Origin of the sequence: Burkholderia sp. AU33423, from assembly GCF_002223135.1 — a bacterium.
GTDB lineage: Bacteria > Pseudomonadota > Gammaproteobacteria > Burkholderiales > Burkholderiaceae > Burkholderia > Burkholderia lata_D.
In genome coordinates, this window is sequence record NZ_NKFH01000007.1 from 2350457 (window position 1) to 2370387 (window position 19931).

General features: G+C 66.1%; 21 protein-coding genes. 12 read left to right on the forward strand and 9 right to left on the reverse strand.

Going from position 1 to position 19931, the window contains the following annotated elements; all coding sequences use genetic code 11:
- Positions 1-80 precede the first annotated feature (80 nt).
- Positions 81-1832, reverse strand: coding sequence for an alpha,alpha-trehalase TreA (gene treA / locus CFB50_RS29120; protein WP_069252143.1), 1752 nt, complete (start codon positions 1830-1832; stop codon positions 81-83).
- A 324-nt stretch (positions 1833-2156) separates the two neighbouring features.
- Between treA and CFB50_RS29125 the strand changes: the two genes are divergently transcribed.
- Positions 2157-3545 carry an MFS transporter gene (locus tag CFB50_RS29125; RefSeq protein ID WP_069252144.1) on the forward strand — a complete coding sequence of 463 codons (1389 nt, stop codon included), beginning with the start codon at positions 2157-2159 and terminating at the stop codon, positions 3543-3545.
- A 382-nt stretch (positions 3546-3927) separates the two neighbouring features.
- Positions 3928-5142, forward strand: a complete 1215-nt coding sequence (locus CFB50_RS29130) for a winged helix-turn-helix domain-containing protein (RefSeq protein WP_069252145.1) — start codon at positions 3928-3930, stop codon at positions 5140-5142.
- A 51-nt stretch (positions 5143-5193) separates the two neighbouring features.
- Here CFB50_RS29130 and CFB50_RS40245 read toward each other — a convergent pair whose 3' ends face one another.
- Positions 5194-5412, reverse strand: a complete 219-nt coding sequence (locus CFB50_RS40245) for a DUF1653 domain-containing protein (protein WP_006480837.1) — start codon at positions 5410-5412, stop codon at positions 5194-5196.
- A gap of 57 nt (positions 5413-5469) precedes the next feature.
- Complete coding sequence (locus CFB50_RS40250; RefSeq protein WP_069252146.1) at positions 5470-5913, reverse strand: GNAT family N-acetyltransferase; 444 nt, start codon at positions 5911-5913, stop codon at positions 5470-5472.
- Between the two features lie 223 nt (positions 5914-6136).
- Between CFB50_RS40250 and CFB50_RS29140 the strand changes: the two genes are divergently transcribed.
- The 4 genes from CFB50_RS29140 to CFB50_RS29155 all read left to right on the forward strand — a co-directional run bounded on the left by CFB50_RS29140 (position 6137) and on the right by CFB50_RS29155 (position 8440).
- Entirely contained in the window at positions 6137-6397 is a 261-nt protein-coding gene (locus CFB50_RS29140) for a type II toxin-antitoxin system Phd/YefM family antitoxin (RefSeq protein ID WP_011354452.1), read from the forward strand.
- Entirely contained in the window at positions 6394-6663 is a 270-nt protein-coding gene (locus CFB50_RS29145; RefSeq protein ID WP_069252147.1) for a Txe/YoeB family addiction module toxin, read from the forward strand. Before CFB50_RS29140 ends, CFB50_RS29145 begins: the two co-directional genes overlap by 4 nt.
- A 172-nt stretch (positions 6664-6835) precedes the next feature.
- Positions 6836-7459 (forward strand): HAD hydrolase-like protein, encoded by a 624-nt coding sequence (locus CFB50_RS29150; protein ID WP_069253007.1) that lies wholly within the window; start codon positions 6836-6838, stop codon positions 7457-7459.
- A 402-nt stretch (positions 7460-7861) separates the two neighbouring features.
- Positions 7862-8440, forward strand: coding sequence for a DUF4142 domain-containing protein (locus CFB50_RS29155; RefSeq protein WP_069252148.1), 579 nt, complete (start codon positions 7862-7864; stop codon positions 8438-8440).
- Positions 8441-8557: 117 nt separating this feature from the next.
- Here the strand turns inward: CFB50_RS29155 and CFB50_RS29160 are convergent, their stop codons facing one another.
- Both CFB50_RS29160 and CFB50_RS29165 read right to left on the reverse strand, forming a co-directional pair.
- Positions 8558-9157, reverse strand: a complete 600-nt coding sequence (locus tag CFB50_RS29160) for a GNAT family N-acetyltransferase (protein ID WP_089448124.1) — start codon at positions 9155-9157, stop codon at positions 8558-8560.
- Positions 9158-9212: 55 nt separating this feature from the next.
- Positions 9213-10127: a LysR family transcriptional regulator gene (locus CFB50_RS29165; protein WP_069252150.1), complete on the reverse strand. Its 915-nt coding sequence runs from the start codon at positions 10125-10127 to the stop codon at positions 9213-9215.
- Between the two features lie 109 nt (positions 10128-10236).
- On the opposite strand from CFB50_RS29165, the gene lysA reads away from it, so the two are divergent.
- Positions 10237-11475 (forward strand): diaminopimelate decarboxylase, encoded by a 1239-nt coding sequence (gene lysA / locus CFB50_RS29170; RefSeq protein WP_069252151.1) that lies wholly within the window; start codon positions 10237-10239, stop codon positions 11473-11475.
- Between the two features lie 49 nt (positions 11476-11524).
- On the opposite strand, the gene CFB50_RS29175 is transcribed toward lysA, so the two are convergent.
- Positions 11525-12226, reverse strand: a complete 702-nt coding sequence (locus tag CFB50_RS29175) for a helix-turn-helix transcriptional regulator (RefSeq protein ID WP_069253008.1) — start codon at positions 12224-12226, stop codon at positions 11525-11527.
- Positions 12227-12303: 77 nt separating this feature from the next.
- Here CFB50_RS29175 and CFB50_RS29180 point away from each other — a divergent pair, with 77 nt between their 5' ends.
- Complete coding sequence (locus tag CFB50_RS29180; RefSeq protein ID WP_069252152.1) at positions 12304-12672, forward strand: VOC family protein; 369 nt, start codon at positions 12304-12306, stop codon at positions 12670-12672.
- A 55-nt stretch (positions 12673-12727) separates the two neighbouring features.
- Here CFB50_RS29180 and CFB50_RS29185 read toward each other — a convergent pair whose 3' ends face one another.
- On the reverse strand, positions 12728-13615 hold the full coding sequence (locus tag CFB50_RS29185; protein ID WP_069252153.1) for a DMT family transporter: 888 nt from the start codon (positions 13613-13615) through the stop codon (positions 12728-12730).
- Between the two features lie 126 nt (positions 13616-13741).
- Between CFB50_RS29185 and CFB50_RS29190 the strand changes: the two genes are divergently transcribed.
- From CFB50_RS29190 to CFB50_RS29200, 3 genes are all read left to right on the forward strand, one after another.
- Positions 13742-15220 (forward strand): aminotransferase-like domain-containing protein, encoded by a 1479-nt coding sequence (locus tag CFB50_RS29190; protein WP_069252154.1) that lies wholly within the window; start codon positions 13742-13744, stop codon positions 15218-15220.
- Between the two features lie 191 nt (positions 15221-15411).
- A complete protein-coding gene (locus CFB50_RS29195) occupies positions 15412-16116 on the forward strand; it encodes a M35 family metallo-endopeptidase (RefSeq protein ID WP_083266151.1) in 705 nt (234 codons plus the stop codon).
- The gene (locus CFB50_RS29200) at positions 16113-16589 is read left to right on the forward strand and encodes a hypothetical protein (RefSeq protein ID WP_089448125.1); all 477 of its coding nucleotides are present in this window, start codon (positions 16113-16115) and stop codon (positions 16587-16589) included. Before CFB50_RS29195 ends, CFB50_RS29200 begins: the two co-directional genes overlap by 4 nt.
- Before the next feature lie 86 nt (positions 16590-16675).
- Here CFB50_RS29200 and CFB50_RS29205 read toward each other — a convergent pair whose 3' ends face one another.
- Positions 16676-18109: a nicotinate phosphoribosyltransferase gene (locus CFB50_RS29205; protein WP_069252156.1), complete on the reverse strand. Its 1434-nt coding sequence runs from the start codon at positions 18107-18109 to the stop codon at positions 16676-16678.
- Between the two features lie 73 nt (positions 18110-18182).
- Complete coding sequence (locus tag CFB50_RS29210; protein ID WP_069252157.1) at positions 18183-19223, reverse strand: bifunctional nicotinamide-nucleotide adenylyltransferase/Nudix hydroxylase; 1041 nt, start codon at positions 19221-19223, stop codon at positions 18183-18185.
- A 191-nt stretch (positions 19224-19414) separates the two neighbouring features.
- Between CFB50_RS29210 and CFB50_RS29215 the strand changes: the two genes are divergently transcribed.
- Positions 19415-19867 carry a type II toxin-antitoxin system RatA family toxin gene (locus CFB50_RS29215; RefSeq protein ID WP_027789550.1) on the forward strand — a complete coding sequence of 151 codons (453 nt, stop codon included), beginning with the start codon at positions 19415-19417 and terminating at the stop codon, positions 19865-19867.
- Positions 19868-19931 lie beyond the last annotated feature (64 nt).

The following is a 19931-nucleotide window of genomic DNA, read 5'->3' on the forward strand; positions in this document are numbered from 1 at the left end:
ACCCGGGCCGGACGGCCGCTTGCGCGACAGTCCGGCCCGTGCGTTCTCCTGCCATAGCCGCGCGCGGCCCGCGCCGCGCGTCACTCGCCGTACAGCCCGAGCAGTTTCAGCGTGACGCCGTTGGTCCAGCCGAAACCGTCCTGCAGCGGATATTCACCGCCCCCGCCGCCGCCCGTGCCGGCGCCTTCGACCACGTACTTCTCGACGAGCTTGCCTTCGGTCGCATACACGTGCTTCACGTCGGACAGGAAGCGCGTGCCGATGTCCTTCGCAAGCGCCGGTTCGCCATAGCGGCGCAGCCCGTCGATCGCGATCCACTGCAGCGGCGCCCATCCGTTCGGCGCATCCCACTGCTGCCCGGTGTTCTCGGTGGTCGTCGCGAGGCCGCCCGGCTGCAGCAGCGTCTTGCGCACCTCGCGCGCGGTCGCCTTCGCGCGCTCGGGCCACGCCACGCCCGCGAACAACGGATACAGCGCAGCGGCCGTCACCGCGTCGCGCGGCTTGCGCAGTTGCCAGTCGTAGTCGCCGTAGTAGCCTTTGCGGTTCCACAGATAGCGGTTGATCGCGGCCGCGCGCCGCGCCGCGCGGGCTGAAAAATCGGTCACACACGCAACGTCGCGCGTGACCGCGCAGCCCTTCACGATCGTCGTCTCGAGATGGAACATCAGGCTGTTCAGGTCGACCGGCACGATCGACGTCGTGCGGATCGTCGCGAGCGTCTTGCCGTCGCCGAACCAGCGCGAGCTGTAGTCCCAGCCGCTTTCGGCGCCCGCGCGCAGGTCGCGATAGACCTCGTTCGCCGGACGCCCCGGCGCCGACTTCGCGGTCGTCACGTCCTCGAGATACGACTCGTCGCGCGGCGTATCGCTCGCGTCCCAGTAGCGGTTCAGCACCGCGCCGTCGGGCATCGCGACCACATTGCGCGTGGCCTGCCCGCGCGGCGTCGTGGCTTCGCCCTGCATCCAGTACGCATGCTCCTTGCGCAGCTCCGGCAGGTATTTCTGGTAGACCTTGTCGCCTTCGGCCTGCGCGGCGAGCGTGACCATGTACGCGAAGAACGGCGGCTGCGAGCGGCTCGCGTAGTACGTGCGGTTGCCGTTCGGGATGTGCCCGATCGTGTCGATCAGATGGGCGAAGTTGTCGAGCATGTTGTCGACGAGATCCTCGCGGCCCGACACCTGCAACCCGAGCATCGTGAAATAGGTATCCCAGTAGTAGCCTTCGCGGAAGCGGCCGCCGGGCACGACATACGGCTTCGGCAGCGGGATCAGCGAGCTGTACGGCGGCACGGTCGTGCTCGTGCGCGTGAGCTGCGGCCACAGCCAGTCGATGTGCTGGCGCAGCGTCTGGTTCGGCGGCGGTGTCACGCCGCCTTCCGGCGGCGGCGTGAAATGCTGGGCGACGAACGCCTTCAGCGAGAAGCCCGGCTGCGATTTCTGTTGCTGATACAACTGCACGATCGTCGCCGGATCGCCATTGGGCGTCGCGTCGACGAAGGTCTTCTGGTCGGGGTAGATCTGCGCGGTCTGCACCGCGACGAACAGGTCGCCGTAGAGCTGGCTCGGCGGCGGCAGCAGCGTGCCCGACGCGGTGGTGGCAATTGCAGCGGTTGCCGGCGGCGCCGACTGGGCAGCCGCCTGCGCGGCGGCCTGGTTCGCGTTGTCGGCCTGCGCGGCGCAGCCGGCAACGGCGAGATACGCGACGGCCAGTGCGGCGGCCCAGCGAAGACGCGGCGTGGGCGGCGCGGGTGGCGGTGAGCGTCGGGCTGCGGAACGACTTGAGAAGCGACTCGAGATGCGCGATGCGATCGATGCGACACGACGTGACGTCATGACGTGTCCCCTCCTTTCGATGGTGAGTGGGTCGGCACGAGGTCTCGTTCGCGCGCGCGCTCGTCTCGATGGCCTTCGATCGATGCGCGTCGTTTTGTGGTGCGAGTGGGCCCGACTTTCGCACGAAACGTGCACATCAAGCAAGTTTCGATTCGGGCGAGTGGTGCAGCCCCGGCGCGGGCGCGTGCGGCCGCATCGCGCAGTCGTTCTTTCCACGCCGCCGCCAACCAGGACGACTGTTGCAACATGCGGAACAACTGTTGTCATACGTGACTCAACGGTCACATTGTGGGCATAATGGCGTCTTTACCGCGCGCCCAGCCCATGTCGCCCGTCTTTCTAGCACCGCTCATCGTTGCCTGTGCGTTGTTCATGGAAAGCGTCGACGCGAACATCATCGTCACCGCCCTCCCCGCGATGGCGAGGGACTTCGGGCACAGCCCCGTCACGTTGAACATTGCGATCACGGCCTACGTGGTCGGGCTCGGCGTGTTCATTCCGATCTGCGGCTGGCTGGCCGACCGCTTCAGCGCACGCTCCGTATTCCGCACCGCGATCGGCATCTTCGTCGTCGGCTCGCTGATGTGCGCGGCCTCCAATTCCCTCGGCGTGCTCACGTTCGCGCGCTTCATCCAGGGCGTGGGCGGCGCGATGATGGTGCCCGTCGGCCGCATCATCATCTTCCGCGCGGTGCCGCGCTCGGATCTCGTGCGCGCGATGAACTACCTTGCGATTCCCGCACTGTTCGGGCCCACGGTCGGGCCGCTCGTCGGCGGCTTCATCACGACCTACCTGCATTGGCGGATGATCTTCTTCATCAACGTGCCGATCGGCATCTACGGGATCTACCTCGCCAGCAAGCACATCGCGAACACGCGCGAGCCCGATCCAGGGCCGCTCGACTGGTTCGGCTTCCTGCTGTCGGCCAGCGGCGCCGCACTGCTGCTGATGGGCCTCACGCTGATCGACGGCTCGCTCACGTCACGCTCGAACGCGCTCGTCATGTGCGTGACCGGCACCGTCCTGCTCGCGCTGTACGTACCGTACGCGCGCCGCAAGGAGCGCCCGGTGCTCGACCTCAGCTTCCTCAAGATCCCGACGTATCACGCGAGCGTCGTCGGCGGGTCGCTGTTCCGTATCGGCCTCGGCGCGGTGCCGTTCCTGCTGCCGCTCGCGCTGCAGGAAGGGCTCGGCATGAGCGCGTTCCATTCGGGGCTCATCACGTGCGCGTCCGCGTTCGGCGGCGCAATGAGCCGCTCGACGGCCACCCATACGCTGCGCCGCTTCGGCTTCCGCACGGTGCTGATCTACAACGCGGCCTTCGCGGGGCTCGCGATCGCCGCGTACGGCGTGTTCCATCCCGGCATGGCGACCTGGGCGATCTGGCTGATCGTGCTCGTCGGCGGCATCTTCCCCGCGCTGCAGTTCACGAGCCTGAACTCGATGATCTACGCGGACATCTCGCCGCGCGACGCGGGCCGCGCGACGAGCCTCGGCAGCGTCGTGCAGCAGATGTCGCTCGGCCTCGGCGTGACGGTCGCCGGCCTCGTGCTGCACATTTCGCACTGGCTGCAGGGCCATCAGAAGATGATGTGGTCGGATTTCTGGCCCGCGTTTCTCGTGGTCGGGCTGTGCTCGTTCGCGTCGATTCCGATCACGCGGCGGCTACCGCCCGGCGCCGGCGACGAAGTCGCGCGCGGCAAGCGGCAATAACAATCGGGCAGACGAGCGGGACATCACGAGAGGGGCGGAACGGGCAACAGGAAAGACCGCCCGCGAAGCAAACCGGAAATACAAAAAAATCAGCGGACATCCACACGGGGCCGGTGCACAGCCGCATGGATGTCCGCTCAGGGCTCCGGGTCTCCCGATGGGGGTTGAGAATCCCGGATTCGCTTCCTGCGTGCCATGGACATATGTGCGTCGGAAGCAAAAGCGTTGCGCGTGTTTATCGTTGCGCCATGAACTGCACTATAGGGAAACTTGCGCAACGCATCTGTCAACCATTGTCAGACACGGTGCATCGGCACGTCGCACGCGCGCGCCGCTTTCGCGCTAAAGTGGCTCCCGACCATCACTCCCGGCCGCCCTTCCGATGCTTACGCTCTCGACCGCCGCCGCCCGCGCGCTGCATCTTGCCGCGCAAGGCCTGCTGACGCCGCCCCGCCGCAAGGCAACCAAATCCGACGTGCTCGACACGATCCGCCGGATGGCGCAGTTGCAGATCGATACCATTCACGTCGTCGCGCGCAGCCCGTATCTCGTGCTGTTCAGCCGTCTCGGCGATTTCGCGCCGCAGTGGCTCGACGAACATCTCGCCGAGGCGCGCCTGTTCGAATACTGGTCGCACGAAGCGTGCTTCCTGCCGGTCGAGCAGTTCGGCCTGATGCGCTACAAGATGCTCGATCCGTCGGGAATGGGCTGGAAGTACGCCGCCGAGTGGCATGAGCAGAATCGTCCCGACATCGAGCGGCTGCTCGCGCGGATTCGCGCCGAGGGCCCGGTACGGTCGGCCGATTTCGCCCGCGAGGATGGCGTGAAAGGCAATGGCTGGTGGGATCGCAAGCCCGAGAAGCGGCACCTGGAAGTGCTGTTCACGACGGGCGACCTGATGGTGTCGGAACGCCGCAATTTCCAGCGCGTGTACGACGTGCGCGAGCGCGTGCTGCCCGACTGGGACGACACGCGCGACCTGCCGCCGCGCAGCGCCGTGCTGCCCGCGCTGCTCGACTACACGTGCCGGGCGCTCGGCGTCGTACGCGCGGACTGGGTAGCCGACTACTATCGGCTGCCGCGCCGGTCCTACCGCGCGGAGCTCGAGCGGCTCGCGGACGCGGGCGACCTGATCCCGGTGGCGATCGACGACTGGAAAGAGCCGGCCTACGTGCATCGCTCGCTCGACGCGTTGCTGCCGGCCGCGGAGGCTGACACGCTGCGCTCGACGGTCACGACGCTGCTGTCGCCGTTCGATCCGGTGGTATGGGACCGGCGGCGTGCATCGACACTGTTCGGGTTCGACTACACGATCGAATGCTATACGCCCGGGCACAAGCGGCGTTACGGCTATTTCTGCCTGCCGGTGCTGCATCGCGGGCGGCTGGTCGGGCGCATCGACGCGAAGGCGCATCGCACGCTCGGCACGTTCGAACTGAAGGCCGTGCATGTCGAGCCCGGCGTGCGGGTCGGCACGGGGCTCGCAGCCGATGTCGCGAAGGCGGTGAAGAAGCTCGCGGCATGGCACGGCACGCCGGAGGTCACGGTCGGGCAGCAGGCCCCGCCGGAGCTGGTGAAGGCGCTGACCGGCGCGTAGACGTCCACGCAGCCGGCCGGCACGGCGGCGGCACGCGCCGCCGGCCGTCAATCAGTCGCGCAGCTTGCGGAAACGCGGCGTGCCGTCTTCGAGGTTCCCGTTGAACATCGCTTCCGGCCGTACCCACAGCCCGCGCGCATGCGGCCACAGGTGTTCGTACACGACCACCGATTCCTCGGTCTCGGAATGGCGGGCAACGCCGATGTAGCGATACAGCCCGCCCTTGTAATGGCGATGCGTCGCGAGCTGTTCGGCTTCCTGTTCGGTCATGATGGGCTTCTCTTCGGCAAAAACGGAAAGCGCGTATTGTATGCGCTGCGCCGCGCGTCAGCGTTTCGCGTAGATGTCCGGGCGGCGGATCTCCATCATCCGTTCGGGATTCGCGCACGGCTCGAAGCCGACCGGCCGGTACAGCTCGTGCGCATCGGACGTCACGAGCATGATGCGGCGCAGGCCCTGCACCATCTCCTGTGCAAACACATGGTCGATCAGCGCGCGGCCGTAGCCGTTGCCGCGCTCGGCCGGCAGCACGAACACGTCGCACAGGTACGCGAACGTCGCGTGATCGGTCACGAGCCGCGCGAACCCGACGAGCCGGTCGCCCACGTAGGCGCCGAAACACAGCGAGCCCTCGATCGCCCGCTCGACCACGTCGCGCGGAATGCCCTGCGACCAGTACGCGTCGCGATGCAGGAAGTCGAAGATTGCGTCGACGTCGAGTTCGCGCTTGTCGGTGGAAAATCTCAGCGTGGCGGGGGTGGCAGCGGGCACGTCGGTCTCCGGTTGGGGTGGTGGAAGACGAGACGCTGACGATACCGCGCGGCGCGAGGGGCTACAAGCGGCACGACTTATCGCCACGGCTAGACGGAGCACATGCTCATTCCGGACGATTCTGGTGTGTAACCAGGCCGGGGCTGGTCGACTTGTACAGCAAACCGTACACATTTGTCGACTGTGCTAGACTTGTACGGTTATATGTACAAGTGAGGCAATTATGCGCACGATTCATTTTTCGGATGCCCGTGGCAATTTGAAGACCGTTATCGACCAGGTCGTCGACGATGCGGACGTGACGCTCATCACGCGCCGCGATGCGCCGAACGCCGTCATCATGTCGCAAGACTACTACGACAGCCTGATGGAGACCGTTCACTTGCTGCGCTCGCCAGCCAACGTCGCCCATCTCGAACGTTCGATCGCGCAACTACGCAAGGGCAAGGCAAAGGAACACAAGCTCGCGGCGGATGAAGAATGAGCGTACGCCGCGTGCTCTTTACTTCCGACGCGTGGGACGACTACGTCTACTGGCAGGGGCAGGATCGCAAGACGCTCAAGCAGCGCATCAACCAGCTCATTCGCGAAGCCCAGCGAACGCCGTTCGAAGGCATTGGCAAACCCGAACCGCTAAAGGCCAACCTCTCCGGCTTCTGGTCGCGCCGAATCGATGACACGAACCGTCTGGTCTACGAGGCCGACGACTTGCAGATCAGCATCGTGTCCTGCCGCTACCACTACGAATAGCATCGTCCCGTGGCTCACGGCGCTCGCAACGTCCGATCTGCCTTGCAACGCTTCACGAGGCGAACAAACTGCTCGACCCTCTCGCGCCGCCGCAGGCGCAACCGACCGCGCGGTCGACGGGCCTCGATTCGGTGAGAATGTCGCCTGCCCAATGAACTCGCCACGTCGCCACATGACCTACCGCCTCATCGCATTCGACTTCGACGGCACGCTCGCCGATTCGCTCGACAGCTTTCTCGCGGCGCTGTCGGAAGCGTCGCGCATGCACGGCTTTCGCGACGCCACGCCCGAGCTGCGCCCGGCGCTGCGCGGCATGTCGGCGCGCGACATCATTCGCGCGCTCGACGTGCCGATGTGGAAAGTGCCGCGCGTGACGATCGACATGCGCCGCCTGATGCAGCCGCGCGTCGCGCAAGTGGCGCTGTTCCCCGGCGTCGCCGAAACGTTCGACGCGCTCGCCGCGCGCGGCATCCGCATCGCGATCGCCACGTCGAATACCGAGGCGATCGTGCGCGACCGGCTCGGCCCGCACGCCAGCAGCCGTGTCGAGCATTTCGCGTGCGGCATTCCGCTATTCGGCAAGGCGCGTCGCCTGCGCGCACTCGTTCGCGAGGCCGGCGTGCATGGCGACGAAGTGCTGTACGTCGGCGATGAAATCCGCGACGCCGACGCGGCACGACGCGCACGCATCGCATTCCAGGGCGTCGCGTGGGGCTACACCGCGCCGGACGCGTTGCAGGCGCATTGCGCGACACCGTTGCTGCCGCGTCTCGACGCCTTGCTCGATCGCGTGTAACGCGTGCGCGCGCTTCGCGCATCCGGTTCACCCCATCGCCCCATCGCCCGATACGCACGTCATCGCACGACGCAGCCGCACGACGATGAAAAGCAGATGACACCCCCGTGCATTTCGCACGCCTCATGCGCGCAAAAATTGCCGCCGCCGCACACGCAACAGGTACGCACTACCTGTCGGCGGCGTTGCCCACCGATTCGTCTTACCAACCGTTACACAAACCACAGCGCGGTTGCACCTGCTACCGGATCGCTCTCCTAGAATCAGTCGGGCCGGGAAACACTTCGACCGGCGCCGCGGCAGAGCGGCAGTCGAATCCGGCCCGGGCGCGCCCGGTCTCTCGCACAGCGACGGATCACGTGATCCGTTTTTCAACCAGAGCCCCGATCGAAAGGAGGTCCCATGAACCGCTTTCCCCACATCTCGCGCCTTGCTTTGTCTGCCGCTGGCCTGCTTCTCGTCGCCGTGACGGCGACCGCGCAAACCGCACAACCGGCACCGGCCTCACCGAACGCACCGGCCGCCGCCGCGACGCGTATCCACGAAGCCGACCAGGCCTTCATCACCGACGGCACGAAGACCGTGTCGACGCAGCACGACGCGGCACGCATCGCCGATTCGCGCACGTCGGACAGCCAGGTCAAGGCGTTCGCGCAACGCGTGTCGACCGACGATGAAAAGATCATCCAGGCGATGCGTGCAGCGAGCCCGCGCGGCGTCGACGTGCCGGCCAACGACCCCGACACGGCCGTGCTGAGCAGCATCAAGAGCCTGCGCGGCGCCGAGTTCGACAAGGCGTATATCGAGCAGGTCGCGCTCGCCGGCCAGCAGAAGACCATCTCGGCATTCCAGGCCGAAATCGCGTCGGGCCGCGACACGAAGCTGAAGGAAGTCGCACGCCAGTCGCTGCCGATCCTGCAGAAGCACTACGCCGACGCGCAAAAGCTCGCGGAACGCCACCACCTCGCATCGGCGCAGTAACGCGCCGCAGCGCCGCGCCGTCGTGCGCGGCGCACTGCCGCTTCCCCCGTCGTCGCGTCGCCGCTCCCCTTCCGGCGGCGCGACGCACGTCAAACGTCACGCTTCACGCGTGACACGTTACGTCGCAAGCTTCGCCAGCAGCCGCGCACGCACCACCGGCCATTCGTCGTCGATGATGCTGAAGCGCAACGAATTGCGCTTGCGGCCATCCGGCATGATCCGCTCGTGCCGCACGATACCTTCCTGCTTCGCGCCGAGCCGCAGGATCGCCGCGCGCGATTTCTCGTTCAGCTCGTCGGTCGTGAACTGCACGCGCACGCATTGCAGCACGTCGAACGCATAGCCCAGCAACAACCATTTCGCTTCGGTATTCGCGTGCGTGCGCTGCGCCGATTCGCTCAGCCACGTATGGCCGATCTCGAGCTTGCGGTTCCTGCGATCGATCTTCCAGAAACGCGTGCTGCCGATCACGCGGCCCGATGCGCGATCGACGATCGCAAACGGCATCACGGTGCCGGCCGAACGCCCCTGCAATGCGGTGTCGATATACGCGTCGATCGTCTCGGGGCCCGGCACGACCGTGACCTTCAGGTTCCACAACTGGCCGTCGGCAGCGGCGTCCAGCAGCGCCTGCCGGTCGGACGAGTCGAGCGGCCTCAGTTCGACGCGTTCGCCAGTGAGGATCGGTGGTTCGAGGGAAGCAGAAGCGTCGGTCATGAACGGTTCCGGAAAGAGGTGGCGATGACGGCGAAACGCCCATCATACGGCCGCGTCAGCCGAGGAGCGCGGCCAACCGGCGGCGGATCGCCTTCGCCTCGCCGCGCAACGCGTCCGCAAACGCATCGACGAGCAGGCTCTTCGGCCGGTGCTCGGGCACGATCACGCTGACCCGGTACGGAAACGACCGCGTGAGCGGCCGCACATGCAGGTCGCGCCCGACGAAATCGAGCGCGGTCAGCGGATTGACGATCGCGGCACCGAGCCCCTGCCGCACGAACGCGCACACCGACACGGCTGAAGGCGTTTCGACGACCGAGCGCGGCGCCACGCCGAGCTGCGCGAACGCCTCGTCGATCAGGATGCGGTACGGATCGTTCAGCGACAGGCTCACGAACGGGCGATCCGCGAGATCCGGCAGATCGATCGCATCCTGCGCGAGCAGCGGATGGCCGTCGGGCAACACGCACACTTCGTCGAATTCGAGCAGCGGCGTGAGCACGGTGCCGGCCGGCGCGACGTCGCGCTCGGTCAGCCCGAGGTCGTAACGCTGCGCGGTCAGCCACTCTTCGAGCACCGGCGATTCCTGCGTCGCCACCGACACGCTGACGCCCGCGTGCTTCTCGCTGAAACGCCGGCACGCACCGGGCAGGATCGCGTGCGAGAACGCCGGCAACGCGATCACCGACAACTGACCGTCGCGAAACTCGCGCAGGCGCGCGGCCGTCGCCGCGACACGTTCAAGCCCCACATATGCAAGCCGCACGTCGTCGAACAGCGTGAGCGCGGCCATCGTCGGCCGCAGCCGGCCGTGTGCGCGCTCGAACAGCGCGAAGCCCACGACCTGCTCCATGCGGGCAAGCTCGCGGCTGATCGTCGGTTGCGACGTATAGAGCATCTCGGCCGCGCGCGTCGTGCTGCCGGTGACCATCAGCGCGCGAAAGACCTCGATATGGCGGTGCGTGAGCATGATCGTCTATATCAGATATGAATCGAATGTCGATAATCAGGCATTTTACTGGATAGCCGATCAGGTGCATCATTCCCGTTATCCGTTCATTCGACCCGATTCATCTGCCATGTCCCTCGATTCCCGCCAGCTCGCGACGCTCGCGCAGCAATACGGCACCCCGCTGTGGGTGTACGACGCCGACGTCATCCGCGACCGCATCGCCCAACTGCGCCAGTTCGACGTGATCCGCTATGCGCAGAAGGCGAACTCGAACGTCCATATCCTGAAGCTGATGCGTGAGGAAGGCGCGTGCGTCGATGCGGTGTCGCTCGGCGAGATCGAGCGCAGCCTCGCGGCCGGGTTCAGCCCCGCCGGCGAGCCGGAAGGCGTCGTGTTCACGGCCGACCTGATCGACCGCCCGACGCTCGCGGCCGTGCTGAAGCACGGCGTGACCGTGAACGCCGGCTCGCTCGACATGCTCGCGCGCATCGGCGAGCACGCGCCCGGCCACCGCGTGTGGCTGCGTGTCAACCCAGGTTTCGGCCACGGCCACAGCAACAAGACCAACACCGGCGGCCCGCAGAGCAAGCACGGCATCTGGATCGACGACGTGCCGCGCGCGATCGAGATCGTGCGCCAGTACGGGCTGAAGCTCGTCGGCATCCACATGCATATCGGGTCGGGCGTCGACTATGGCCACCTGTCGCAGGTGTGCGATGCGATGGTCGATCTCGTCACGTCGCTCGGCCATGACATCGACGCGATCTCGGCCGGCGGCGGCCTGTCGATCCCGTACCGCGACGGCGAGCCGCGCGTCGACGTCGGTCACTACTTCAGCCAGTGGGACGCCGCGCGCAAGCGGATCGAGCGTCATCTCGGCCACCCGGTGCGCATCGAGATCGAGCCGGGCCGCTTCCTCGTCGCCGAAGCCGGTACGCTCGTCACCGAAGTGCAGGCCGTCAACCGCCGGCCGAAGCACGATTTCGTGCTGATCGACGCGGGCTTCAACGACCTGATGCGCCCGTCGATGTACGGCAGCTACCATGCGGTGTCCGTCCACACGCACGATGGCGCGCTGCCGGCCGGACGGCCGCTCGTCGAGCTCGCGATCGCCGGGCCGCTGTGTGAATCGGGCGACGTGTTCACGCAGGACGCGGGCGGCGTGGTCACGCACCGCAAGCTGGCGCAGCCGCAGATCGGCGACCTGCTGTTCCTGCATGATGCAGGCGCGTACGGCGCGTCGATGTCATCGAACTACAACAGCCGTCCGCTCGCGCCGGAAGTGCTCGTCGATCGCGGCGCGCCGCGGCTGATCCGCCGCCGGCAGACGATCGACGAATTGCTCGCGCTCGAAACGTTCGAGTAACGCTTGCACGACGGAACGGGGGTGCGCGGCCTGCGCGCCCCGGCCGCCCCTACCTCACCGTCACTCGCACATCGGCACCCGTAGCGCGCCACGCCTTCAGCAACGCCGCGCGCCGGCGCGGATAGCGCACGTCCAGCGGTTCGAGCGCGACGATGCGATCCGTCCGGAAATGCCGAAAATCGTTCCGGCCTTCGCACCACGCCGCCAGGATCCGCACGTCATTGAAATAGCCGAGCGCGAACGGCCACACGATCCGTTCGTCGTTCGGTTTCCGGCCCTCGCCCGCGTAGCGGATCCCGAGCTTGCTTTCGGTACGAATCGCCGCGCGCACGACACCCATGTCGACGGTTTCCCGATCCACGATCGTGCGCGGGCCGACGAGCAGCGTCGTGCATTCCATCTCGCGGCGCAGCTCGGCAGGCAGCACGGCTGAAATCTTCGCGAGTGCATCGGCAGCCGCCGCCGTGAGCTGCGCATCGGCAAACTTCCCGACCCAGCGAAAGCCGAGCATCAGCGCTTCCAGTTCCGTCTGCGAAAACATCAGCGGCGGCAGCATGAACCCCTCCCGCAGTACATAGCCGATCCCGGGCTCGCCTTCGATGTCCGCGCCCTGCGCCTGCAGCGACGCGATATCGCGATAGACCGTACGGAGGCTGATGCCAAGCTCCCCGGCCAGCACGCGGCCGCTCACTGGACGGCGGTGGCGCCGCAGCACCTGCAGCAGCGAGAGCAATCGTTCGGCACGCGTCATCGTTCCATGCTGCCACATTCTGACAGCATCCGTTCATAGAATGGAACGCATCTTAATCGATCCCAGGACGGCTCAGCATGACTTCCCCGAATCTCGTTCTTCTGTATGTCGAGGACCCGGCGCGCAGCGCGCAGTTCTACGAGCGCCTGTTCGGGCGCCCGCCCGTCGCCGCGTTTCCCACCTATGCGGCATTCACGTTCGACAACGGGCTGCATCTGGGCCTGTGGTCGACCAGCGCGCGCGATTTCGTGTCGGGTGGTGCCGGCCACCGTTCGGAGCTGGCGTTCATGGTCGACGACGACCGCGCAGTCCGGCGCCTGTACGAAGCGTGGACGGCACTCGGCGTGCCGTTCGAGCAGGCGCCCATGACGGCCGTGTTCGGGCTCACGTTCGTCGCGCTCGACCCGGACGGTCACCGCTTGCGCGTGTGCACGCCGGACGACTGAGCGTGAGCGGGCGCACCTTCGACAGGTCGCGCGCGCCCGCATTCAGCCCCGCACGTCAGCCCGCGCGCCGCACGGGCGCCATCTTCGAGAAGTACTTCGCGCCCGCCACGCAGCCGACCACGACGACCGTCACCGCGACCATCGACGGCGGCACCGTCTCGTGCAGCAAACCGGCCGCCAGCAGCAAACCGAAGAACGGCTGCAGCAGCTGCAACTGACCGACGCCTGCGATCCCGCCGAGCGCGAGCCCGCGATACCAGAACACGAAGCCGATCAGCATGCTGAACAGCGACACGTACGCGAGGCCCCACAGCGCGGCAGAATCGACGCCGTCGAACGACACGGGCCAGGTGAACCACGTGAGCGGCAGCATCAGCGGCAGCGACAGCACGAGCGCCCACGAAATCACCTGCCAGCCGCCGAGCTGACGCGACAGGCGTGCGCCTTCCGCATAGCCCAGCCCGCACGCGACGATCGCGGCCAGCATCAGCGCATCGCCCACCACCGACGCCTGGCCGCCGTTGCGCAGCGCAAATGCGGCCACCGCGCCGCTGCCGATGATCGAGAAGATCCAGAACGGCAGCCGCGGCCGTTCGCCGCCGCGCCACACGCCGAACAGTGCGGTCGCGAGCGGCAGCAGCCCGACGAACACGATCGCGTGCGCGGACGTCACGTGCTTCAGCGCGAGCGCCGTCAGCAGCGGAAAGCCGATCACGACCCCGAGCGCGACGATGGCGAGCGACACGGCCTCGGCACGCGTCGGGCGCCGCTGCTTCAGCACGACGAGCAGCAGCAGGCCGAGCGCGCCGGCGATCGTCGCGCGCGCAAAGGTGAGGAATAGCGGGTCGAGCCCCTGCACCGCGATACGCGTCGCGGGCAGCGAGCCACTGAAGATGATCACGCCCAGCAGGCCGCTGAGCCATCCGTCGGTCGTCTTTTGCACGGGAAATCCTGAACGGGGAAAGTGGATGACCGATGATCCGCCGCCCGCGAAAAGCGCGTAAGCTACAGCCCAATACAATTCGGACAAACTGTACTGGACAACCGACCGTACAGTTCATTCTTCGCCATGAGCCAGGCCGCCCCGCTTCCCGTTCCGCCCGCCCCGTCGCGCACGCGCGTGGAAACCGTGATGGATACATTGCGCGCACGCATCGCGAGCCGCGCGCTGGTGCCCGGCGCGCGCGTGCCGTCGATCCGGATGATGGCGGATGCGCTGGGCGTGTCGAAATCGACCGTCGTCGACGCGTACGAGCGGCTCGCGAGCGAAGGCGTGCTGGTCGCGCGGCGCGGCTCGGGTTTCTATGTGTCGGGGCATGCGCCGCCGCTCGCGCTCGCCGATCTCGGCCCGCAGCTCGATCGCGGGCTCGATCCGCTATGGCTGTCGCGCCAGTCGCTCGAAGCGGCGCCGACGTCCGTGAAGCCCGGTTGCGGATGGCTGCCGCCGTCGTGGCTGCCCGACGAGAGCCTGCGCCGCGCGCTGCGCGCCGCGTCGCGCGACGAATCCGACGCGCTGACCGACTATGCGACACCGCTCGGCCTGCCCGCGATGCGCCAGCAGCTTGCCTGGCGGCTCGCGCAGCACGGCGTCCAGGCCGAACCCACGCAGATCATGCTGACCGACGGCGGCTCGCACGCGCTCGATCTCGTCTGCCGGCTGCTGCTGGAGCCGGGTGACACGGTCGTGCTCGACGATCCGTGCTACTTCAACTTCCAGGCGCTGCTGCGCGCGCACCGTGCGCGGATCGTCAGCGTCCCGTACACGCCGAACGGCCCCGATCTCGCGCGTTTCGAGCAAGTGCTCGCCGAGCACCGGCCGCGCCTTTACATCACCAACTCCGCGCTGCACAACCCGACCGGCGCGACACTCTCGGCGCCCGTCGCGCACCGGCTGCTGACGCTCGCCGCCGAGCATGGCCTGCTGATCGTCGAGGACGACATCTTCGCGGATTTTGAAAGCACGCCCGCGCCGCGCCTCGCGGCCTTCGACGGGCTGTCGCGCGTCGTGTCGATCGGCAGCTTCTCGAAGACGCTGTCGGCCGCGATCCGCTGCGGCTACGTCGCCGCGCGCCCGGAGTGGATCGAGGCGCTCGTCGACCTGAAGCTCGCGACGTCGTTCGGCCATGCGCAGATCGGCGCGAACGTCGTGCACCGGCTACTCGTCGACGGCACGTACCGGCGCCACGTCGACAGCCTGCGCACGCGCCTCGCGGACGCGATGGGCGAAACGCTCCGGCGCGTCACGCGCGCCGGGCTGCAGATCTGGACGGAGCCGCGCGGCGGCCTGTTCGTATGGGCGGAGTTGCCCGACGGGCTCGACGCCGCGCGTGTCGCGCGCCATGCGCTGGACCACGATGTGGTGCTTGCGCCCGGCAACGTGTTCAGCGCGTCGCACGGCGCGACGTCGTACCTGCGTTTCAACGTGTCGCGCTGCAAGGGGCCGGTGGTGTTCGATGCGCTGGCGCGGGCGATGGAGGCGGTGCGGGTTGAAGAACGCAGTGGCATGCAGCCGGATGCGGGCGACCGTGCTCTCGCTCGGGAATACTGAAACCCCGCAATTGGGCAGTCAATTACGGAATCGATCGGTAATCCGCCTTCATCGTCTGCGCTCAAGCTGGTCGAAACCCGATAGAGCATGTCGCTCGGGATACCTCGTTTCGCAAATCGTACACGTCCAATAGACGAACCTACCTCCGTCAGCCGATAGTTTTCTCCCTCTTCCGGAAAACTATCGAATCAATGAGCGAAAACATCGATTCACGCGACACCACGCGCCAAGAAGACTGCGACGAATGGATATGCGTCGGAACCACTTATACAAACACCACACCGGGATCCATTCACGCAATCGAACTCGACATGTCGCAAATCTGCGAAAACATGTCGAACAAAGTTTTCAGGCACCTGATTGCACGGCTGCGCGATGCCGCAATTGTCCTGATTCGTGAACGGATTCACGGCCTCGCGGCTTGGGATCAGGAAGAACAGCGCCGCGTCCAGACATGGTTCGGTCGCTCAGACGACATAGTCCGACAAAGACTGAACTCCGGATTACCCAAACTTCTGCGCGTCATGCAGGAGCTGAAACCTGAGAACGTCATCAGGTGGGACGAGCAAACGCAGAGAAACATAACGTGCACCGTGTTTCCGGACAACGGAATCACGGATGCCGCGGTATGCAAACCCGATTCCCACCGGCGGATAATCGCGATCTATCCGCACTTCTGCACACTTCCCGATGCTCGGCTTTCTACCAACTGCAAGCTGAAAGTCCTGATTCATGAATGCACGCACTACGTCGACACATTCAACTCAAACGACGAAATCTACGGGTTCGGCACCGGTCTGAAGTACTGGGCTCAGACACACCATGATGTAGCGATCGACAACGCAGACAGCCTCGCCTGCTACATTTCATTTTTCGACGACAGGATTCTGTGGTGACATTTCTTGCACGCGCGATAAGCATCGCGATCTGGTTCTGCCTCTCGTTTTCGATGTCATCCACGGCTTGTACCGTTTCCGAAGACATGCTCGACAGCCTCCCGCTCAACTCCGACGCGATCCCTAACGAGGATCGCGTCAAGATCGCGGAAATGGTCATTCGCGCGCGTCAATGGCCGGGCGCGGAGATTCGAGGCATCGTCACCGCCGGCGCCTACATCGGGGAAGTCGATCCACATGCGCTTGCGTTGCGACGAGCGGCGAACCTGAAGGAATATCTGATACAACTCGGCGTCAGGAACGAGAACATCTGGTCGGATACCCACATCATCTCGAAACCGTATCCGAAAGACAGCGCCGGTTACGAAGGCTATCTTCAGATCGGATTGACACTGGTGCCGCTTTGCAACGATGGATGTCGGCACCTGTGCGGCGATCCGCGCATCATGCCAACATCCAGAGCACTTCGCTGAGGTAGGCCGCAACCAAACGACATCGCGATCAAGTCGGGTCGGCGACGGAGTGAGCCGAGCCTCTCACGCCGCCACCGCCGCCCGCTTCACACCTCCCCCGCGTGCGCCCTCGCCCGCACTTCCGCAAACGACGTATCGACGAGCAGGCGCCCCGTATCGAACACCGTTTCCAGCGCGTCCTCCCACTCGCCTTCCAGCATCCGGTCGTCCCACGCGGCGGGTAGCGTCGTCGTCCGGTACTCGCCGGTGCGGAAACTGCGCAGCAGCGTGAGCCGCCCCTTCTTCGAGCGCTTGCCCTGATCGGTGACCGGATCCTTGCAGACGTCGTGCCACGCGCCGCCGCGCCGGATCGCCGAGCACTTCATCGCAAAGCGCTGCGTATCGCGGTTCACCTGTTGCAGCAGCCCGCCGCCCATGCCGAACACGACGTTGCCGGCCGCATAGCCTGCGTCGTCGAGCGCGGACAGAATCGCTTCGATCGACAACTCGTCGACGCCGTCGCCCTGGATCACGCGCACGCGATTCAGCACGCGCCGCCCTTTGCCGTTGACGGTCGAGCCGAACGATGCGTCGAGCGCGCGCACGGTCTGCAGCACGATCGCCACCGGGTCGCCCGAATCGGGCCGCACGACCAGCGTCGCGCCGGAATCGAGCACGGCCTGCCGAAGCTCGCCGCCCCACAGATCGAGCGCCGCGAACAAATCATAGGAATCCGATACGACCGACACGATCGCACCGGGCAGGCCGAAGCGGCGAATCATGTTCCGGTACGCATCCGCTTCGTGTTCGCGGCCCCACGACGTGATCGTGCTGTGCTCGGCCGCCGGCACCGAGTACGCGGCCATCGGCTCCCGATAGAAGCGATTCGCGGCCAGCACGCCAAGTACCGTGTCCGAACCCATGAAGTTCACGAGGTGCGCGGCACCGCCGATCGCGGCCGACTCCGCGCTCGACACGCCGCGCGCGCCGAAGTCGTGCAGCTTGAACGGCAGTTGCGCGAGATCGTCGTCGGTTTTTTCCAGGAAGCGGCGGATCGTCTGCCGCAGGTGCCAGCTGCGCGTCGCGACCGTCACCGGATACCACACGCGCAGCAGCATCGTCTCGAGATACGACGCGAGCCAGAACACCTGCGGGTCGTCACATTCCACCGTCATCAGCACGTTGTGCACCGGCACGACCGAACCCTCGGGCACCGCGCGGATCTTCACCGGCAGGTAGCCGTCGTAGCGTTCGACGATATAGCGCCAGCCTGCCTCGTTGAACGGCTCGCCGTGCACCGTGAAGAAATCGCGCGCCTCGTCGATCATCGCGTGCGTGATCGGCTTGCACAGATATTCCTTCAGCAGCATCTGCAGGCCGAAGAACACCGTGCGGTCGTAGCGGCCGCCGCGCGATTCGACGTACGAGAACATCGCCGACGCGTCGGGCGGATATTGCAGGAAGTGGGAAGCCTTGTACGAATCCGTGTTGAGGATCGGATTGGCGAGAACCGCGGCAAAGCCGCCGAGATCGTTTTGCATGGCTAGAGCTCCTCTAGGCCGTTGAAGTGCCGCCGCGTCTGTCGCGGCGGACGGAATGCGGGGAATCAGCGGATCACAGCTTCCCCAGGAAGTGATACGCGATGTCGAAGTGATCCTCGAACATCACGCTGCGCATCTGCGCGAATTCGTTGAGCGGCACCCAGCGCGCCTTGTCGGCATCGTCGCTGCCCTTCACGCGCGGCAGCTCGCCGGTCGGGAAGTTGAACAGGCACGCATGCGTGATCGTGCGGCCGCGCAGCGAGCGCGTCGGGTGATCGAACACCTGGCGATCCTTGATCGAGCCGCGCAGCACGGGCTCCGGCAGCTTCAGGCCGGTTTCCTCGCGCAGCTCGCGGATACAGGCCGCGTCGAGCCGCTCGTCCTGGTTCACGAACCCGCCCGGCAGCGCCCACAGGCCGCGGCCCGGCTCGCTGCGGCGGCGCACGAGCAGGATATGGCCCGAGTGCACGACCACCGCGTCGACCGTCACGAACGTGACCGGATACGGCGCCGCGGCCCACGCCTTGCGATACCCGGCGATGAATTCGGCTTCCGACTTCAGCTGCGCGAATTCCGGTTGCGTGCGGAAACGTTCGAGCCAGCCGAACACGGGTTCCGGCACGGCCCACTGCACGAAGCTGTTGGTGCGTTCGGCGAAATACTGGTCGCGAATCTCGGTGGCGGAAATGTCTTCCGTCGCGTCGACGTCGACGAGCTCCCATTGCGGGAACATCCGCAGGTAATACGACGTGGCGTCCTTCTCGTGGCCGATCAGCCCGACCTTGCGCTGCGCGATATCGCCGAGCGCGGACACGACGGCGTCCTGCACCCAGCGCACCCAGTCGCCGTCGTTGTAGGTCGAATCCTGCAACGGCGCGACGGTGACGCGGTCGCGCTCGGACGCGTCGAGCAGCGAAGCCAGCATCTGGCGGCGCTCGTCGAACGAGAACGGATCTTTGATGGTGCGGGGCTTGTCGGTCGATCCGATCAGCACGCACACGCGCTCGGCCCGGCTCAGTGCCGACTTCAGCACGTTCAGGTGACCACGATGCGGAGGCTGGAAACGACCAATGAAAACGAGCGCGTCGAAGCGCCGGTTCTGTTGCGTACTCATGAGGCTCCCTCAAGAGATTGAAACGCTTCGGGTCTTTCCCGAAGGGTTGAAACGAATCCTAGGGGAAATCCCGGGGTGCGTCAATCGAGCGCGTTCGAGCCCATCCTCGACTTGACGAAGTCTGACGAAACACCGGTTATTGGCGCGGTACACTCGATTTCATCCCACTCAGCGCCAGGGCACCCGCCATCATGAGGATCTCAGTCAGCCGCACCGTCGGCGTCGATCGCAGACGCCTCTTCACGTGGTCGCAGGATTACGCGCGGCGGCTCGTGTGGGACAGCTTCCTCACCGACGCCTACCTGCTCGACGGCATGACGGCCGACGTCGGCGTCGATGCGTTCTGCCGCAGCCAGTCGGGCGCGACGATGGTGTCGCGCTACATCTCGTACCGTCCGCCGCAGGTCGCCGCCGTCGAAATGGTCGACGGGCCGAAAGTGCTCGAACGCTTCAGCGGCAGCTGGAACTTCACCGAGCACACGCCCGGCACGACCGAGGTGAAATTCACGTACCACTTCCGCGCCCAGCCGGCCTGGCTGCGCTGGCTGCTCGAACCGCTGATCGGCGCGTTCTACCTCGTGCAGACGCGCCGGCGTCTCGACTCGTTCAAGCGCTGGGCCGAAGCCGAAGCGCTGCCGCACTGACCGGCGACCACGGGCCGCACGGCCCGGCTCGTCTGCGCCACCTCCCCCCGAATGCGTCCGAACG

Bases quoted from the DNA above. Each gene is read 5' to 3' on its own strand.
- treA (WP_069252143.1), bottom strand. From the start codon at position 1,832: ATGACGTCACGTCGTGTCGCATCGATCGCATCGCGCATCTCGAGTCGC.
- CFB50_RS29125 (WP_069252144.1), top strand. From the start codon at position 2,157: ATGTCGCCCGTCTTTCTAGCACCGCTCATCGTTGCCTGTGCGTTGTTC.
- CFB50_RS29130 (WP_069252145.1), top strand. From the start codon at position 3,928: ATGCTTACGCTCTCGACCGCCGCCGCCCGCGCGCTGCATCTTGCCGCG.
- CFB50_RS40245 (WP_006480837.1), bottom strand. From the start codon at position 5,412: ATGACCGAACAGGAAGCCGAACAGCTCGCGACGCATCGCCATTACAAG.
- CFB50_RS29140 (WP_011354452.1), top strand. From the start codon at position 6,137: ATGCGCACGATTCATTTTTCGGATGCCCGTGGCAATTTGAAGACCGTT.
- CFB50_RS29145 (WP_069252147.1), top strand. From the start codon at position 6,394: ATGAGCGTACGCCGCGTGCTCTTTACTTCCGACGCGTGGGACGACTAC.
- CFB50_RS29150 (WP_069253007.1), top strand. From the start codon at position 6,836: ATGACCTACCGCCTCATCGCATTCGACTTCGACGGCACGCTCGCCGAT.
- CFB50_RS29155 (WP_069252148.1), top strand. From the start codon at position 7,862: ATGAACCGCTTTCCCCACATCTCGCGCCTTGCTTTGTCTGCCGCTGGC.
- CFB50_RS29160 (WP_089448124.1), bottom strand. From the start codon at position 9,157: ATGACCGACGCTTCTGCTTCCCTCGAACCACCGATCCTCACTGGCGAA.
- CFB50_RS29165 (WP_069252150.1), bottom strand. From the start codon at position 10,127: ATGCTCACGCACCGCCATATCGAGGTCTTTCGCGCGCTGATGGTCACC.
- lysA (WP_069252151.1), top strand. From the start codon at position 10,237: ATGTCCCTCGATTCCCGCCAGCTCGCGACGCTCGCGCAGCAATACGGC.
- CFB50_RS29175 (WP_069253008.1), bottom strand. From the start codon at position 12,226: ATGACGCGTGCCGAACGATTGCTCTCGCTGCTGCAGGTGCTGCGGCGC.
- CFB50_RS29180 (WP_069252152.1), top strand. From the start codon at position 12,304: ATGACTTCCCCGAATCTCGTTCTTCTGTATGTCGAGGACCCGGCGCGC.
- CFB50_RS29190 (WP_069252154.1), top strand. From the start codon at position 13,742: ATGAGCCAGGCCGCCCCGCTTCCCGTTCCGCCCGCCCCGTCGCGCACG.
- CFB50_RS29195 (WP_083266151.1), top strand. From the start codon at position 15,412: ATGAGCGAAAACATCGATTCACGCGACACCACGCGCCAAGAAGACTGC.
- CFB50_RS29205 (WP_069252156.1), bottom strand. From the start codon at position 18,109: ATGCAAAACGATCTCGGCGGCTTTGCCGCGGTTCTCGCCAATCCGATC.
- CFB50_RS29210 (WP_069252157.1), bottom strand. From the start codon at position 19,223: ATGAGTACGCAACAGAACCGGCGCTTCGACGCGCTCGTTTTCATTGGT.
- CFB50_RS29215 (WP_027789550.1), top strand. From the start codon at position 19,415: ATGAGGATCTCAGTCAGCCGCACCGTCGGCGTCGATCGCAGACGCCTC.